The sequence below is a fragment of the Micromonospora jinlongensis genome (genome assembly GCF_013410645.1).
Lineage (GTDB): Bacteria > Actinomycetota > Actinomycetes > Mycobacteriales > Micromonosporaceae > Micromonospora > Micromonospora zamorensis.
Map to the genome: position 1 here is coordinate 3,803,079 of NZ_JACCHK010000001.1, position 14,125 is coordinate 3,817,203.

At 71.8% G+C, this 14,125-nt stretch carries 18 protein-coding genes; 6 read left to right on the forward strand and 12 right to left on the reverse strand.

Annotated features, from left to right (window positions below; genetic code table 11):
• Window positions 1–46: 46 nt before the first annotated feature.
• From HNR22_RS16810 to HNR22_RS16820, 3 genes are read right to left on the reverse strand one after another with little or no spacing between them, the layout of a single operon-like run.
• Complete coding sequence (locus HNR22_RS16810) at window positions 47–874, reverse strand: beta-keto acid cleavage family enzyme (RefSeq protein WP_179781158.1); 828 nt, start codon at window positions 872–874, stop codon at window positions 47–49.
• A gap of 23 nt (window positions 875–897) precedes the next feature.
• Window positions 898–2,010 (reverse strand): CAF17-like 4Fe-4S cluster assembly/insertion protein YgfZ, encoded by a 1,113-nt coding sequence (ygfZ, locus tag HNR22_RS16815; RefSeq protein ID WP_179781159.1) that lies wholly within the window; start codon window positions 2,008–2,010, stop codon window positions 898–900.
• Window positions 2,007–2,435, reverse strand: a complete 429-nt coding sequence (locus tag HNR22_RS16820; protein ID WP_088950387.1) for a Fur family transcriptional regulator — start codon at window positions 2,433–2,435, stop codon at window positions 2,007–2,009. Before HNR22_RS16820 ends, ygfZ begins: the two co-directional genes overlap by 4 nt.
• 69 nt (window positions 2,436–2,504) lie before the next feature.
• Between HNR22_RS16820 and HNR22_RS16825 the strand changes: the two genes are divergently transcribed.
• Complete coding sequence (locus tag HNR22_RS16825) at window positions 2,505–3,383, forward strand: aminotransferase class IV (RefSeq protein WP_179781160.1); 879 nt, start codon at window positions 2,505–2,507, stop codon at window positions 3,381–3,383.
• Here the strand turns inward: HNR22_RS16825 and HNR22_RS16830 are convergent, their stop codons facing one another.
• Complete coding sequence (locus HNR22_RS16830) at window positions 3,384–3,974, reverse strand: heme-binding beta-barrel domain-containing protein (RefSeq protein ID WP_179781161.1); 591 nt, start codon at window positions 3,972–3,974, stop codon at window positions 3,384–3,386. It abuts the gene before it with no gap.
• Between the two features lie 55 nt (window positions 3,975–4,029).
• Complete coding sequence (gene mtfM, locus HNR22_RS31675) at window positions 4,030–4,134, reverse strand: small membrane protein MtfM (RefSeq protein WP_030327764.1); 105 nt, start codon at window positions 4,132–4,134, stop codon at window positions 4,030–4,032.
• A 12-nt stretch (window positions 4,135–4,146) separates the two neighbouring features.
• On the opposite strand from mtfM, the gene HNR22_RS16835 reads away from it, so the two are divergent.
• The 3 genes from HNR22_RS16835 (at window position 4,147) to HNR22_RS16845 (ending at window position 7,032) form a co-directional block, all read left to right on the forward strand.
• Window positions 4,147–4,521, forward strand: coding sequence for a DsrE family protein (locus HNR22_RS16835; RefSeq protein ID WP_179781162.1), 375 nt, complete (start codon window positions 4,147–4,149; stop codon window positions 4,519–4,521).
• A 79-nt stretch (window positions 4,522–4,600) separates the two neighbouring features.
• The gene (locus HNR22_RS16840) at window positions 4,601–4,981 is read left to right on the forward strand and encodes an SCP2 sterol-binding domain-containing protein (protein WP_179781163.1); all 381 of its coding nucleotides are present in this window, start codon (window positions 4,601–4,603) and stop codon (window positions 4,979–4,981) included.
• Entirely contained in the window at window positions 4,978–7,032 is a 2,055-nt protein-coding gene (locus HNR22_RS16845; RefSeq protein WP_179781164.1) for an amylo-alpha-1,6-glucosidase, read from the forward strand. Before HNR22_RS16840 ends, HNR22_RS16845 begins: the two co-directional genes overlap by 4 nt.
• A gap of 19 nt (window positions 7,033–7,051) precedes the next feature.
• On the opposite strand, the gene HNR22_RS16850 is transcribed toward HNR22_RS16845, so the two are convergent.
• The 7 genes from HNR22_RS16850 to HNR22_RS16875 all read right to left on the reverse strand — a co-directional run bounded on the left by HNR22_RS16850 (window position 7,052) and on the right by HNR22_RS16875 (window position 12,133).
• Window positions 7,052–7,912 carry a hypothetical protein gene (locus HNR22_RS16850; protein WP_179781165.1) on the reverse strand — a complete coding sequence of 287 codons (861 nt, stop codon included), beginning with the start codon at window positions 7,910–7,912 and terminating at the stop codon, window positions 7,052–7,054.
• 41 nt (window positions 7,913–7,953) lie between these two features.
• The gene (locus HNR22_RS16855; RefSeq protein ID WP_179783584.1) at window positions 7,954–8,490 is read right to left on the reverse strand and encodes a winged helix-turn-helix domain-containing protein; all 537 of its coding nucleotides are present in this window, start codon (window positions 8,488–8,490) and stop codon (window positions 7,954–7,956) included.
• A 143-nt stretch (window positions 8,491–8,633) separates the two neighbouring features.
• A complete protein-coding gene (locus tag HNR22_RS16860; RefSeq protein ID WP_099848916.1) occupies window positions 8,634–8,954 on the reverse strand; it encodes a DUF1416 domain-containing protein in 321 nt (106 codons plus the stop codon).
• A 2-nt stretch (window positions 8,955–8,956) separates the two neighbouring features.
• A complete protein-coding gene (locus HNR22_RS16865; protein ID WP_088950396.1) occupies window positions 8,957–9,805 on the reverse strand; it encodes a sulfurtransferase in 849 nt (282 codons plus the stop codon).
• 206 nt (window positions 9,806–10,011) lie between these two features.
• Window positions 10,012–10,089 (reverse strand): Ms5788A family Cys-rich leader peptide, encoded by a 78-nt coding sequence (locus HNR22_RS31870; RefSeq protein ID WP_310503780.1) that lies wholly within the window; start codon window positions 10,087–10,089, stop codon window positions 10,012–10,014.
• 92 nt (window positions 10,090–10,181) lie between these two features.
• The gene (locus HNR22_RS16870) at window positions 10,182–10,970 is read right to left on the reverse strand and encodes an LmeA family phospholipid-binding protein (protein WP_179781166.1); all 789 of its coding nucleotides are present in this window, start codon (window positions 10,968–10,970) and stop codon (window positions 10,182–10,184) included.
• Between the two features lie 104 nt (window positions 10,971–11,074).
• Window positions 11,075–12,133: a hypothetical protein gene (locus tag HNR22_RS16875; RefSeq protein ID WP_179781167.1), complete on the reverse strand. Its 1,059-nt coding sequence runs from the start codon at window positions 12,131–12,133 to the stop codon at window positions 11,075–11,077.
• 243 nt (window positions 12,134–12,376) lie between these two features.
• On the opposite strand from HNR22_RS16875, the gene HNR22_RS16880 reads away from it, so the two are divergent.
• Entirely contained in the window at window positions 12,377–13,096 is a 720-nt protein-coding gene (locus HNR22_RS16880) for a winged helix-turn-helix transcriptional regulator (RefSeq protein ID WP_179781168.1), read from the forward strand.
• Window positions 13,097–13,285: 189 nt separating this feature from the next.
• Window positions 13,286–14,116 (forward strand): polysaccharide deacetylase family protein, encoded by an 831-nt coding sequence (locus HNR22_RS16885; protein WP_343059848.1) that lies wholly within the window; start codon window positions 13,286–13,288, stop codon window positions 14,114–14,116.
• Window positions 14,117–14,125 lie beyond the last annotated feature (9 nt).

Consider the following 14,125-nt stretch of genomic DNA (forward strand, 5'->3'; position numbering starts at 1 on the left):
AGGAGGTCCACCGCCCGGGTGACAGGAGCGCGGGACCGGCCCGCCCTTACAGCCCGAGCAGCTCGCGAGCCTCGGCGGTGGTCAGCGGCGGGCGTTGAGCGAGCTGGGCGAAACCCACCGCGCGGGCGACCAGTTGCATGTTGGACTCCACCGGACGGCCCTTGGCGTACGTCACGGTGTCCTCCATGCCGACCCGCAGGTGCCCGCCGGTCGACAGGGAGGCCAGCAGTACCGGAATCGTGCTGCGGCCGACCCCGGTGGCCGAGAACGTGGTGCCCTCGGGCAGGTCCCGCAGCATCCGGTGCGCCGCGACCAGCGTCTCGGTGGTGCCCGGCATACCGCCCGGCACGCCCATCACGAAGTCGACGTGCACGTGCCCGCCGGCCGGCAGGCCGTACCTGCCGAGCAACCGCTGCAACGCGGACAGGTGGCCGAGGTCGAAGATCTCGTACTCCGGCACGATCCCGCGTTCCTGCATGCGGGTGTGCAGGTCGACGATGAACTCCCAGCGGTTGAGGAAGACGTCGTCGCCGAAGTTGACGGTGCCCATCGTGCAGGAGGCCATGTCCGGCCTGGCGTCGAGGACGGCCAGCCGAGCGGCCTCCGGATCGGTCACCGCGCCGCCGGAGGAGAGCTGCACGATCAGGTCGGTGCTCTCCCGCAGCGCCGCCACCGTGTCGGCCAGGCGCACCGGGTCGAGGCTCGGCCGCGCCTCGTCGTCGCGGATGTGGACGTGGATCACGGCGGCACCGAGCGCCTCGCACTCCTTGGCGGTGAGCAGCAACTCGTCGAGGGTCACCGGCAGCGCCGGCACCTCCGCCTTGGCCGACTCAGCGCCGGTCGGGGCCACCGTGATCAACGTCCCTGTCGTCATGCCGGCGATCCTAGACGGCCCGCTCAGGACGGGTCGATCGCCGCCGCGGTCTCGCCGATCATCAGCGCGGCGTCGTCGGAGACGTTCCGCTTGATCACGGCGAGGGCAACCTGACCCAGCTCGTGGTGCAGCACTGCGGTGCCGACGAAGCCGACCGCCCGGCCGTCGAGGGTCACCGGCGTACCGGCCGCCGGCGGCTGGTCGGTGGTCACCCCGTCCAGGTGCAGGAGTACGAGGCGACGCGGCGGCCGACCCATGTTGTGCACCCGCGCCACCGTCTCCTGCCCCCGGTAGCAACCCTTGTCCAGGTGCACCGCCGGGCCGATCAGGTCCACCTCGGCCGGAATGGTCCGGTGGTCGGTGTCCACCCCGACCCGGGGCTGGCGCGCGGCCACCCGGATCGCCTCGTACGCCCAGAGCCCCGCGACCGGCACGCCCGCGCCGCGCAGCTCCGCCACGACCTGCTCCATTGCCGAGCGGGGCACCAGCAGGTCCACCCCGAGCGGGCCGCGTCGGGCCCAGCCACCGATCGGCAGCGGCCGTACGTCGTACCGGGCGCTCGCCCGGGGTGGCACGGCACCGTGCGGGAACTTCGGACCCGGCACCGCGACCTGGTCCGGCTCGGCGAGCCCGGTCACGCCGAGCGTGCCCAGCGCCTCCGTCGCCGCCGGCCCGACCAGCGACAACAGTGCCCGCTCGGCGGTCGCGTCGCGCGGCTCGACCTTGCTGAAGAACCGCATCTTGTTCAGGTAGGCCAGCAGACCCTCGGTGGACCCCGGCTCGGTGTCCAGCCAGGTGGTCTCGCCGTCCTCCGCGACCATGGCGTGCTGCTCGATGTGCCCGTGTGGGGACAGCACCAGCAGTTCGGTGCCCTCACCGGCGGCGAGCGCGCTCAGGTGCTGCGAGGTGACAGTGTGCAGCCAGCTGGCCCGCTCCTCCCCGGGCACCGCGATGATCCCCCGGTGCGACCGGTCGACCAGACCGACCTCGGTGTCGAGGGTGCGCTGCTCACGCAGCGGGTCGCCGTAGTGTGCGGCCACCCCCCGCACCCCGGCCGCGACATGCGCCGGATCCGGCTGGTCACGGCTGGCCTCGTCGATGCCCTCGACGGCCACCGCGCCCGCGATGTCGATCATTTGTCGTCCCCGTTCTCGCAGCGTACGCAGACGCCGAAAAGTGACACGTGCCCGATATCCACCCGGAACCCGCGCTGCGTGGCCAACTGGTCGGCGAGCGGGCGCAGCAGCTCCGGATCGATCTCGTCGATCGCGCCGCACTCCCGGCAGACCAGGTGGACGTGTTGGTGCTCTCCGGCGGCGTGATAGGTCGGTGAGCCGTGCGACAGGTGCGTGTGGGTGACCAGGCCGAGCCGTTCCAACAGCTCAAGCGTGCGGTAGATGGTGGTGATGTTGACGCCGGCCGCGACCTCCCGGACGGCGGTGTGCACCTGCTCCGGGCTGGCGTGCCCCAGATCGAGCACCGCCTGGAGGACGAGCTGCCGTTGGGCCGTCAGCCGCAGCCCACGGGCCCGCAGCATTTCCGCGAGGGAGGATTCGGACACCGTCCGATCATAGTTCGGCCACCAGGCTGCTCCTCACATCGCGATCGACCGCCGCTACGCTCGACGGTCATGGTGAAGTCGTCCGGCGGGGAGGGCGCGGTCGGCCCGACCGCGCAGATCGCCGTGCTCGGGCGCGGCCTGATTCCGACCGGCGACCCCGTGCTTCGCCCCGACGACCTCGGCGTCGTGCACGGCGACGGCATCTTCGAAACCATGCACCTGCGGCACGGCCGGCCGTGGCTGCGCGACGAGCACCTGGCCCGCCTGGTCGCGGCGGCCTCCGCCATCGACCTGCCCCTACCCCCCACCGCAGCGCTGACCGACCTGCTCGACGAGGTACGCGCAGGCTGGCCGACGCCAGTGGAAGGGGCGCTCCGGCTGGTCTGCACGAGAGGCCCGGAAGCCGGCGGCCCGCCGACGGTCTACGCCACGCTGGCCGAGGTTCCGGCGCCTTCCCGGGCAGCACGGCGGAGCGGAATCAGGGTGGCCACCCTGCCGCTGGGGGTGCCCGCCGACGCTCGCCCCGGGCTGAGCTGGCTGCCGGCCGGGATCAAATCCACGTCGTACGCGGTCAGCAGCGCCGCCCGGCGCTGGGCCGGCCGGGCCGGCGTGGACGACGTGCTCTGGGTCTCCTCCGACGGCTACGCGCTGGAGGGCCCCACGGCCAACGTGGTGTGGCTCACCGACGACACGCTCTGCACCGTGCCGGCCGCGACCACCGGCATCCTCGCCGGCACGACCGTCGCCTGGTTGCTCGCCCACGCCGCCGAGCTGGACCTGAACACCGCCGAGCGGCTGGTCACGGTGGCCGAGCTGCACGCCGCGGACGGTCTGTGGTTCACCTCGTCGCTACGCGGAGCCGCCGAGGTGCACACGCTGGACGGGGTGCGTCGGGCTCGCTGCCCGCGCACCCCCGCCCTGCACGCCCTGCTGGGTTTCCCGGTCTAGTCAGCCGCCGACCCGGACGAGCCGGGCGGAGAGGTGCGGGCTGAGACCGTGGCCCATGGCGGCCATCTCCTGGGCGTACAGCAGCGCACCCTCGACGATGCCGAAGAGTCGCTGCCCGCCGGTGACCTCCTTGGCGGTCGGAGTCCGGACCACCGCGTCGGTGGCGAACTCGACCTGGGTGCCGGTGCGCTTGCCCAGGTGCAGCTCCATCACCCCGGTCGGGGTGCTCAGCAGCGCCTCCAGCTCGTCGGTCGCCCGCCCGTCCACCAGCACCGGCCGCCACCAGCCGATCTCACGACCGGCCGGCCGGACCGGCTTGCTCTGCTCGTCCAGGATCCAGGCGCGGGACTCGTAGTGCAGGAACGGTCGGCCGTCGTGGCTGATCCGGATCTCCTGCGCGTAGTCGAAGTCCTCGATGGTGGGGAAACCACCCTTGCCCCGGCCGCGCCACAGCCCGATGTAGGGCAGCAGGCCGTCCAGGGCGGGGTGCAGCTTCGGCCCGACACGCAGGTCGTGGCTCTCCTCGAACGGGTACTCCTCGACCGGCGGCGCGTTCAGCCACGGCGGCTGCAGCGGGTTCTCGTCGCTCACAGGGCCACCTTCGTTCGCGACTGCGGGGCTCGCAGGCCCGGCTCACTCCTCGCGCTCACCAGCGTCCTCTCGAAATGCGTACGGCAAGGTAGACCAGGCCACCGGCGAGCCCGCCCAGGCCAGCGACCAACAGGCTGACAAACCCGATCTCGGTAACCATCCCGGCCATCCTATGCTGGGCCACATGGCCCGCACTCTCGTCGTCAAGGCCACCGCGGGGGCGGACGCCCCGGAGCGGTGCGCGCAGGCATTCACTGTCGCCGCGACGGCCGTCGCGGCCGGGGTGGACGTGTCGCTCTGGCTGACCGGTGAATCGACCTGGTTCGCGCTGCCCGGTCGCGCCCAGGAGTTCGAGCTGCCGCACTCCGCACCGCTGGCCGAGTTGCTGCACGTCATCCTGACCAGTGGCCGGGTGACCGCCTGCACCCAGTGCGCCGCCCGCCGGGAGATCGGCCCGGACGACGTGTTGCCCGGGGTGCGGATCGCGGGCGCCGCGGTCTTCGTCGAGGAGGCGTTGGCCGAGGGCGCGCAGGCACTGGTCTACTGACCATCCGACGCGGTGGGGCTGATCCGGGCGGAGTGCCGATACCGACCCGACATCTCGGACGGCTGCCTACGATTCGGATGTGACCGAGGCGGCGGAGAGGTTCTTCGAATCACTGCCGGCGCGCGCCCCTGACGTCCTGGGCGGCCTGGCCGACGGAACACTGCAGATCGACCTCGGCAGCGACCACCGGACCGAGCACTGGCTGGTCCGGATGCGGCCCGGGTCGGTGCGGGTCAGCCGCGAGCGCGGGCCGGCCGACGCCATCTGGTTCAGCAGCGCCGCCCTCTTCGATCGACTGATCACCGGCGAGGCCCAGGGTGTCGCGGCGGTGCTGCGCAACGAGAGCACGTTCAGCGGAAACGTGGTGCTCTTCCTCGCCTTCCGCCGGTTCTTCCCCGACCCACCCGGCACCCGCGACCCCCGTGACGTGGCCCGCCGGGCGGCCAGGCGACTCACGTGAAGGAACTCGTCAGCATTCTGGACGGCAACACCTTCCTGGTCAGCGACCGGCGGGGGGACATCGAGCCGTCCTACGACTTCCCCACCGGGCTGTTCTCCTTCGACACCCGGTTCCTGTCCAAGTGGATGCTCACCCTCGACGGCCAGCGGTTGCACGCCCTCTCCGTCGACGACACCGAGTCGTACCGCACCAAGTTCTTCCTCGCCCCCGGCGAACCCACGCACTACCTGGACGCGAAGGCGTCGGTGATCCGCAGCCGTGCGATCGTGGGCAGCTTCGCGGAGGAACTGACCGTCCTCAACCACACCGAGGCGGACGTCGAGTTCACCGTCCGGATCGACATCGCGGCCGACTTCGCCGACCTGTTCGAGATCAAACACCGTCGGCAGAAGAAGGGGCGCACCACGGTCACGGTCTCGGAGAACGAGTTGCGGCTGACCTACCGTCGGGAGGCGTTCCACCGGGAGACGACGGTCAGCACCAGTGCGCCGGCGCAGGTCGACACCACCGGGATGACCTTCCGGATCCGGATAGCCCGCAACGGCAGGTGGACCACCCGGCTGCGCGTGTCCAGCGTCGTCTTCGGGGCGCGCGGTGAGGACATCCGCGCGACCCTCCCCTACGGCGGCAGCCGCAGCGCGGACGCCATCCGGGCCGAGCAGCAGGAACTGATCGACCGGGCGCCCAAGCTCGGCTGCGACTGCCAGCCACTGGCCGGGGCGTACCGGCGCAGCCTCAACGACCTGGCCGCCCTGCGCTACGAGTCGATCGCCCTGGGCGTTCGGCTGATCGCCGCCGGACTGCCCTGGTTCATGACCCTGTTCGGCCGGGACAGCATCATCACCTCGTTGCAGGTGCTGCCGTTCCTGCCGGAGCTGGTCCCACCGACCATCCTGATGCTGGCCGGACTACAGGGGCACCGGGTGGACGACTTCCGGGACGAGGAACCCGGCAAGATCCTGCACGAGCTGCGGTACGGGGAGACCGCCGGCTTCGAGGAGCAGCCACACTCGCCGTACTACGGGTCGGCCGACTCGACACCACTGTTCATCATCCTGATCGACGAGTACGAACGGTGGACGGGTGACTCCGCGCTGGTCCGCCGGCTGGAGCCGCACGTCCGCGCGGCGTTGCAGTGGATCGACACGTACGGGGACCTGCTCGGCACCGGCTACCTCTGGTACCAGACCCGCAACCCGGAAACCGGTCTGCAGAACCAGTGCTGGAAGGACTCCTGGGACGCCATCTCGTACGCCGACGGCGAGATGCCCGACTTCCCCCGGGCGACCTGCGAACTTCAGGGGTACGCGTACGACGCGAAGATCCGGGCCGCCCGGCTGGCCCGGACCTTCTGGAACGACCCGGCGTACGCCGACCGGCTGGAGCGGGAGGCCGCCGACCTCAAGCGGCGGTTCGACCGCGACTTCTGGATCGCCGACCGCGAGTACTACGCGCTCGCGCTGGACGCCGACGGCCGGCAGGTGGACGCGCTCACCTCGAACATCGGGCACCTGCTGTGGAGCGGCATCGTGGACGAGTCCCGCGCCGGCAAGGTGGTCGAGCACCTGCTCGGGCCGCGCCTGTTCTCCGGGTGGGGGGTGCGGACGCTCGCCGAGGACGAGGGGCGGTACAACCCGATCGGGTACCACGTGGGCACGGTGTGGCCGTTCGACAACTCGATCATCGCCTGGGGGCTGTGGCGGTACGGCTTCCGGCATGAGGCCGGGCTGATCTGCGACACGATGCTGGCCGCGTCCCGGTACTTCGAGGGGCGGCTGCCGGAGGCGTTCGCCGGATACGCCCGCGACCTCACCGACTATCCGGTGGAGTACCCGACCGCGTGCAGCCCGCAGGCCTGGTCGACCGGCACTCCGCTGCTGCTGCTCCGGGTCATGCTGGGCTTGGAGCCGCAGGGCGAGCACCTGATCATCGACCCGGCGGTGCCACCCGGCATGGGCCGGGTCGAGCTGCTGGACATCCCCGGCCGGTGGGGAAAGGTCGACGCGTTGGGTCGCAGCCGTGACCCGGAGGATCAGCCGGGCGGCGGCTGATCCGAACGAGCCGCCCGACTCAACCCGGGCAGCCGACGGTGGCGGCCAGCCGGGTCGCGTCCTGGTTGAGCTCCGCCAGCACGGTGACCGGGCCGGTGCGGTACGCGTACACCGGGGGTTGGTCCAGCAGTGGGGCGTTGCCGGCCAGCGCGGCGAGCGCGGCTGTCGACGCGGCCGGGCCGGGGCCCTCAGCGGAACGTACGGTGTGGGCCGACCCGCCGCCCGGGCAGGGTGCGGTGACCAGCTCCGGCGCGGCGTCGGCCGGGCGGTCGAGCGCCCGCAGCGCCGCGGTCAGGGCGGCGGCCTCCGGGCCGGCGGTGGCCGCGACCGGTGTGTAACCGGAGCCGACCGGCCGGCAACCGGTGTCGACGACCAGTCGCACCCGACCATCCGCGGTCGGCCGTCCCTGGACGGCCACGAACTCTCCGGCGTCGGCGTACAGCTCGATGCCGTTCAGCCCGGGGCCCACCCCGGTCCGCCAGCTCGCCGGCAGCCGCTCGGCGATCCCCTTCAGCACGGTCTGCTCGGTGCCGGTGGGCGCGACCACCCCGACGTCACGCCGCAGCCTCGCCCCGTCGGCGAACGGGGTGACCCGGCAACCCTCCGCGATCCGCGCCGGACCCAGCTCCAGCAGACCGGCCGCACCGGCCGCCCGGGCCAGCTCACCGATCGCCCGGTCGACCACCGGGCCGGCCTGGTCGAGGGACCGCTGCTCGCGCACGGTCGGTGGGTCGTCGCGGACCGACGTCCAGGTGAGCAGGGCCAGCAACACGGCCCAGGCCGCCGTCGCGGCCAGCAACCAACGCCGCCACGACCGGGCAGGAGGCGGCGCGGCGGGACCGGCCGAAGGAGCCCAACCCGTCTGGACAGCACCGTTCACCCGGCCATGGTGTCACGGGTCCGCCGCCGGCCCACCGGCGGTCAGGTCGAGCGGGGTGGTGGATCGAGCCGGTAGCCGATCCCCTGGACGGTGTGCACCTGCGGCCCTCCCGGGAGACCACGCAGTTTGTGCCGGAGCTGCTTGACGGCGGAGTGCAGGATGGCGCTGCCCCGGTACGGGCCGCGCCACACGGCGGCGAAGAGCTGTTCGTAGCTCCACACCACCAGCGGTGGGCCGATGAGCAGGGCGAGCAGTTCCCGTTCGGTGGGGGTGAGCGGGAGCGGGTCCCCGCGCCAGGTGACCCGGTGTCCAGCCCGGTCGACGACCAGCTCACCCCACCTGACCAGGCCCTGCGGCACTCCGGGCGGCACGATCGCGGGACCGACCGGAGCGGCGGGCGGCACGGTCGCGGAACGGGCCGCTGGCGGGGCGGCCGGCGACGCCAGCAGCTCGCGCAGCTCGGTCAGGTCGGCACAGCTGAGCACCGGGCCGAGGCCGTCGAGTTGACGCAGCACACGCTCCCGCATCGACATGTCCGCGCTGACGCAGACGACGATCGGAACCTCTTCGCCGGACATGCCACCCTCACCCGTGATTTCCACCAGTAGATAGTGACGTATGCCGATTGATTTCGCGGCCCGGGCCGGCGGGACGGCCCGAACACACGACCGGGGCCGACCACCCCAGGAGGGTGACCGGCCCCGGTCGATCAGAGCATGGGTCAGGCGACGGTGACGCCAACCTCGTTGACGCCACGGCCAGCGGTGACGGCGGTGTCGCCGTTGCCGTGCCGGGACAGCGCCCGAAGCGTCCAGGAGCCCGGCGCGGCGAAGAACCGGAACTGGCCGGCGGCCGAGGTCACCACCTCGGCGGTGAACTCACCGGTCGAGTCGAGCAGCCGGACGTACGCGCCCGGCACCGGCTCGTCCTCGGTGGAGCGGACGATCCCGGTGATGACGGTTTCCTTCTCCAGGTCCAGACTGGCCGGCAACGGTGCGGCCTGGTCCGGTGCGGCGCAACCCGCGGCGATGGGAAGCGTCATGATCAGGCCTCCCCGGGTTCGTCACCGAGCGCGACCGGCACGCCGACCAGCGAGCCGTACTCGGTCCAGGAACCGTCGTAGTTCTTGACGTTGCGGTGGCCCAGCAGCTCCTGGAGCACGAACCAGGTGTGCGAGGAGCGCTCGCCGATCCGGCAGTAGGCGATGGTCTCCTTGCCGTCGTCGAGCCCCGCGTCGCCGTAGATCTTGCGCAGCTCGTCGTCGGACCGGAAGGTGCCGTCCTCGTTGGCCGCCTTGGACCACGGGACGCTGATCGCGGTGGGGATGTGCCCGGCCCGCTGCGCCTGCTCCTGCGGCAGGTGGGCGGGGGCGAGCAGCCGGCCGGCGAACTCGTCGGGGCTGCGCACGTCGACCAGGTTCTTGGTGCCGATCGCGGCCACGACCTCGTCCCGGAAGGCCCGGATCGACGTGTCCGGCTCCTGCGCGACGTACTGCGTCGCCGGGCGGGCCACCGAATCGGTGACCAGCGGGCGGGCATCCAGCTCCCACTTCTTGCGACCGCCGTCGAGCAGCTTCACGTCGCCGTGGCCGTAGAGCTTGAAGTACCAGTAGGCGTACGCGGCGAACCAGTTGTTGTTGCCGCCGTAGAGGATGACGGTGTCGTCGTTGCTGATGCCCCGCTCGGAGAGCAGCGCCTCGAACTGCGTCTTGTTGACGAAGTCCCGACGGACCTGGTCCTGCAGGTCGGTCTTCCAGTCAATCTTGATGGCACCGGCGATGTGGCCGGTGTCGTAGGCCGAGGTGTCCTCGTCGACCTCGACGAAGACGACGCCCGGGGCGTCGAGGTTCTTCTCGGCCCATTCGGCCGAAACGAGTGCGGTGTCGCGACTCATCGAATCACTCCCTGGTGAGGATGGATGGTGAGCCAACGCGCGAGCATTGATGGGTGTAACTGTCGCACCACGCGCGGGACCCAGCGGAAGGACGGGATCACGGGTTCGTGCGACGGCGCCGCTGCCGGGCATTCGGTGGGATCACCGGAGGGTGCGAGAACCCTGTGCCGGTGGCCGCCGTCAGGCGGCCGGAGACAGCCCCGCCGTCAGATGACGGGGCGACACAGGCAGGTGGCCACGCGGCACAGGTCGACCGCGCGCCGTTTGGTGAGGTGGGTCCCCATGGCCAGGGAGCCTACCAGCCAGTGACCGGGCTGCCACTGAGCCGACCACCATCCGGGAATCGACCGGATCACCTGCCGGATCGGGTTCCCACTCAGCTGACGGAATTGATCGGTACGTTCTTCGCGTCGGCGGTGACAGCCAACCCTTCCGGCAGCGGCCGGACCTCCCGGACGGCGAGTTGGAACGGCAGTTCGGGCAGGGGCACGTCGATGGAGATGCTCTTGGCGAAGTTGTTCAGCAGGCCGCGCGCCATCGGCAGGTTCGGCAGGCCCGCGGCGTCCAGGTCGTTGAAGCGCAGGGCGACGGCGCCGTTGTCTGCGACGGTGACGTCGGCGGTGCCGCTGATCGTGATCTTCTGACCGAGGATGTCGGCCGGACCCGTGACGGCGAGCTTGCCGTTCTGCTCGCCAAGCGTGAGCCCCGGACGCTTCAACAGCGCGGCGAGGCTGTCGTAGCTGATCGTGCCGGTGCCGTTGACGGTGTCCGCCACGATGTCACCCTGGCCGGTACGCAGGGTGTCCAGTGAGGCCCGGACGTTGCGGGCGTCCACGTCCAGCACCGACAGCCGCACGACGTCGCCCTCGACCGGGGCCTGCACGTCCCGCAGGTTGATGGTGATCCGCTGGTAGCGGCCATCGAGCACCTGGGTGAGGAACGGCGTGCCGAAAACCTTCACATCGGGCTCGGCGGCCTGCGCCCCCTGCTTGCTGACCTCCTGGCTGACCCGCTTCGCGATTTCCCGCTCGGCGACCCCGACCGCCACCCGGTCGGCGACCACCAGCAACCCCGCCACCACCAGGAGCAGGACGAACAGGCCGATGAGCAGCTTGCGGCCTCGCCGTCGGGGCCGCGCCCCGTCCGCCGGATAGTCCTCCGCCACGCCGCCTCCTGTCTCCACCCGCCGCACCGCGACGGGTCTTCCACACCGGTGCCGCTGCGCGGCGCACCCGTAGGTACCCGACCGGCTCCAGGCTCAACCGTGACTCAGAGGAAGAGCATGCACATCGCGTACGCGGCCGGCGCCGCCAGGGCGAAACCGCCGAGCGGACCCTGCATGTGCCGGGCCACCCACATGGTGGGCGGTTCTCCGGCCATCAGCCGGCCCGCCTCCGCGTACCCGACGGCGAGGTCGGAGAGCACGGCGGTGACCGCCGCGACCAGGCCGATCACGGCGGCCCGGGTCGGCGTGAAGGGCGCCACCAGGTAGCTGCCGAGAAGTGCGCTGGTCAGCGTGCCGACCATCGCGCCGGCCACCACGCCGGCAGCCCCCCGGGGCACCTGCGGGGCCAGCCGGGGCCAGGGCAGGACGGCGTCGGTGAGCCGGGCGACGGTCAGCGCGACGCCGCTCGCCGTCAGGCAGACGGTGATCGCCTGGGTGCCGGCCGGGATCCGGCTGAGCACGATCAGGGTGCCGAAGGCCACCACCCCGACCACGATGAGCAGCGTGGCGCCGAGGGAGTCGGTGACGCGGACCCGGTCGACGCGGCGGACCAGCTGGCCGAGCACCGCGGCGAGGAACCCGCCAGCGGCCAGGTAGCCCAGTGGCGCCAGCCCGGCGACATCGGTCTGCACCGCGGCGATGTCGGCGAGTGCCGCGACCACGGCGCTGATCCCGGCGACCACCAGCATCGCGGGCGGGCGCATGGCAATCGTCCAGGCGAGCACGAAGAGCAACTGGACGCCGAAGATGATGAAGGCGAACGGCAGCCGGTGACCGGGCCCGGACGTCTGCGCGCCGAGCACCAGGCCGACGCCGAGCAGCGCGGCGAAGCCGGCGATGGTCAACGCGAGCTGACGGTGCACCTCGACCGGGGGTACGACCTCCTCTTCCGGCTCGTCGATCTCGTCTTCGGATCGGCGGGCCGGTTCGCCGGAGCGACGGGCTCGGCGTGGCCCACCCCGTTCACGACGTTCGCCGTCGGTGGTGGCCGGACCGGTACGCGGCGCGGGCGGGTTGCCGCGCGTCGCTGCGGCGGCCGGGCCCGGGTGGGGCCCGGCGGGCCACGATTCGCGGCCGGCCTCGGGCGAGGTGGAGGGAAACACGACCCGATCGTGCCAGACCGTCGGCCGGACACGACGGTCACGGGTTTCAGCAACGTTAAAATCTGCTCCACGATCAGGGGCAAGGTAGACAAACGGGAAATAGCCAGAGGGCGCGGCCGAGGCGATCGGTTACGCTCAACCCCGTTACCCGCCCGTCAGCGACGCCGGGACCACGCAATTTCTCAGCACACTCCCCCGCGAGTGTGTCTGGTCGCGTGCGGCCGAAGCGCCGCCGGGACGGAGGTGATCGTGGAGATCCTGCTGCTGGTGACCGCGCGCGCAGGCGAACCGTCGGCTGTGCTGCCGGCACTCGACCTGTTGCCGCACTCGGTCCGCACCGCGCCGCGCGACGTCCGCACCCTGGTCGCAGGCCCCAGCCCCGACGCGGTGCTGGTGGACGCCCGGTCGGAGTTGAGCGAGGCCCGGGCGACCTGCCGGATGCTGCACGCCACCGGGCTCGGCGTGCCGCTGGTCGCGGTGGTGACCGAGGCCGGCCTGATCGCACTGAACGCCGACTGGGGCGTCGACGACGTCATCCTCGCCTCGGCCGGTCCCGCCGAGGTGGAGGCACGACTGCGGCTCGCGGTCGGCCGCCTGAGCAACGCGACCGCCGGCGCCGGTGGCTCGATCCGGGCCGGCGAGCTGACCATCGACCCCGACACGTACGCGGCCAAGCTCAAGGGCCGCCCTCTCGACCTCACCTACAAGGAGTTCGAGCTGCTGAAGTTCCTGGCCCAGCACCCGGGGCGGGTGTTCACCCGGGACCAGCTCCTGCGGGAGGTCTGGGGCTACGACTACTTCGGCGGCACCCGCACTGTGGACGTGCACGTCCGGCGACTGCGCGCCAAGCTCGGCTCCGAGTACGAGTCGATGATCGGCACCGTCCGCCAGGTCGGCTACAAGTTCGTCGTCCCGCCGTCGCGGTCCCTGCCCGAGGCGGAGCACGCGCCCCTGCCCGTCTGATCGGCGAGTCACTCAGCTTTCCTATATGCCCTTTTTGCGCGGCTTGGCGGTTCTATTCTGACTGCCGGGTTTGTCGGAGAAAGGGGCGACGGTGCGCGCAGTGACCACGGGGGCGACGGGTCGGCCTGGCCGGCAGACCGGGCGGAAGCCGTGACGCGGGGCAGTTCGACCGCGCGGGCGACGGGAATCGTGACGCTGGTGTTGGCGGCGCTGCTCGGCTCGGCGTACGCGCTGGGCCGCAGCCTCGTCGTCGACCCGACCCCCCGGCATCCCACCGATGTCACCGCGCACTCGGACGGGCCGCACTACGCCGACCAGCCCAGCGACGGCGAGCCGGACGGCGTTCCGAACCCCGGCGCCAGCAACGGCCCCGCCGAGGCCGGCCAGGACGGGTCGGAGCGGGACGGCGGCGGCGACAAGCTGTTCGGCGCGCACGCCACCACCGGCTCCCCACGGCTCGCGCTGACCTTCGACGACGGGCCGGACCCGCGGTACACCCCGCAGGTCCTCGCCACGCTGCGCGAATTCGATGTGAAGGCCACGTTCTGCGTGGTCGGCGAGAACGCTCAGAACCACCCCGACCTGGTCCAGGCGATCGCGCACGACGGCCACACCCTGTGCAACCACTCCTGGCACCACGACGTCGGCCTGGGCACCCGGTCGGCCGACGCGATTCGGGCCGATCTCCTGCGCACGAACGAGGCGATCAGGGCGGCCGTGCCGAACGCGCCGATCGTCTGGTACCGCCAGCCGGGCGGCGCCTGGACGTACCCGGTGGTGTCGGTGGCGCGGCAGCTCGGCATGACCCCGCTGCACTGGTCGGTCGACCCGTCGGACTGGGATCTACCCGGCGCCGCCAAGATCACCGCAACGGTGCTGAGCCAGGCCGAACCGGGCTCGGTGGTGCTGCTGCACGACGCGGGCGGCGACCGGCAGGGCACCGTGGACGCGTTGCGGCGGATCCTGCCCGACCTGACCGCGCGCTTCGACCTGGAGGCACTGCCCACCGACCCGACCTGAGCCACAGCT

Coding starts and splice junctions, on each gene's coding strand:
- HNR22_RS16810 (WP_179781158.1), bottom strand. CDS start 874: ATGACGACAGGGACGTTGATCACGGTGGCCCCGACCGGCGCTGAGTCG.
- HNR22_RS16835 (WP_179781162.1), top strand. CDS start 4,147: ATGCTGGGCCACATGGCCCGCACTCTCGTCGTCAAGGCCACCGCGGGG.
- ygfZ (WP_179781159.1), bottom strand. CDS start 2,010: ATGATCGACATCGCGGGCGCGGTGGCCGTCGAGGGCATCGACGAGGCC.
- HNR22_RS16860 (WP_099848916.1), bottom strand. CDS start 8,954: ATGACGCTTCCCATCGCCGCGGGTTGCGCCGCACCGGACCAGGCCGCA.
- HNR22_RS31870 (WP_310503780.1), bottom strand. CDS start 10,089: ATGGGGACCCACCTCACCAAACGGCGCGCGGTCGACCTGTGCCGCGTG.
- HNR22_RS16855 (WP_179783584.1), bottom strand. CDS start 8,490: ATGTCCGGCGAAGAGGTTCCGATCGTCGTCTGCGTCAGCGCGGACATG.
- HNR22_RS16825 (WP_179781160.1), top strand. CDS start 2,505: ATGGTGAAGTCGTCCGGCGGGGAGGGCGCGGTCGGCCCGACCGCGCAG.
- mtfM (WP_030327764.1), bottom strand. CDS start 4,134: ATGGTTACCGAGATCGGGTTTGTCAGCCTGTTGGTCGCTGGCCTGGGC.
- HNR22_RS16865 (WP_088950396.1), bottom strand. CDS start 9,805: ATGAGTCGCGACACCGCACTCGTTTCGGCCGAATGGGCCGAGAAGAAC.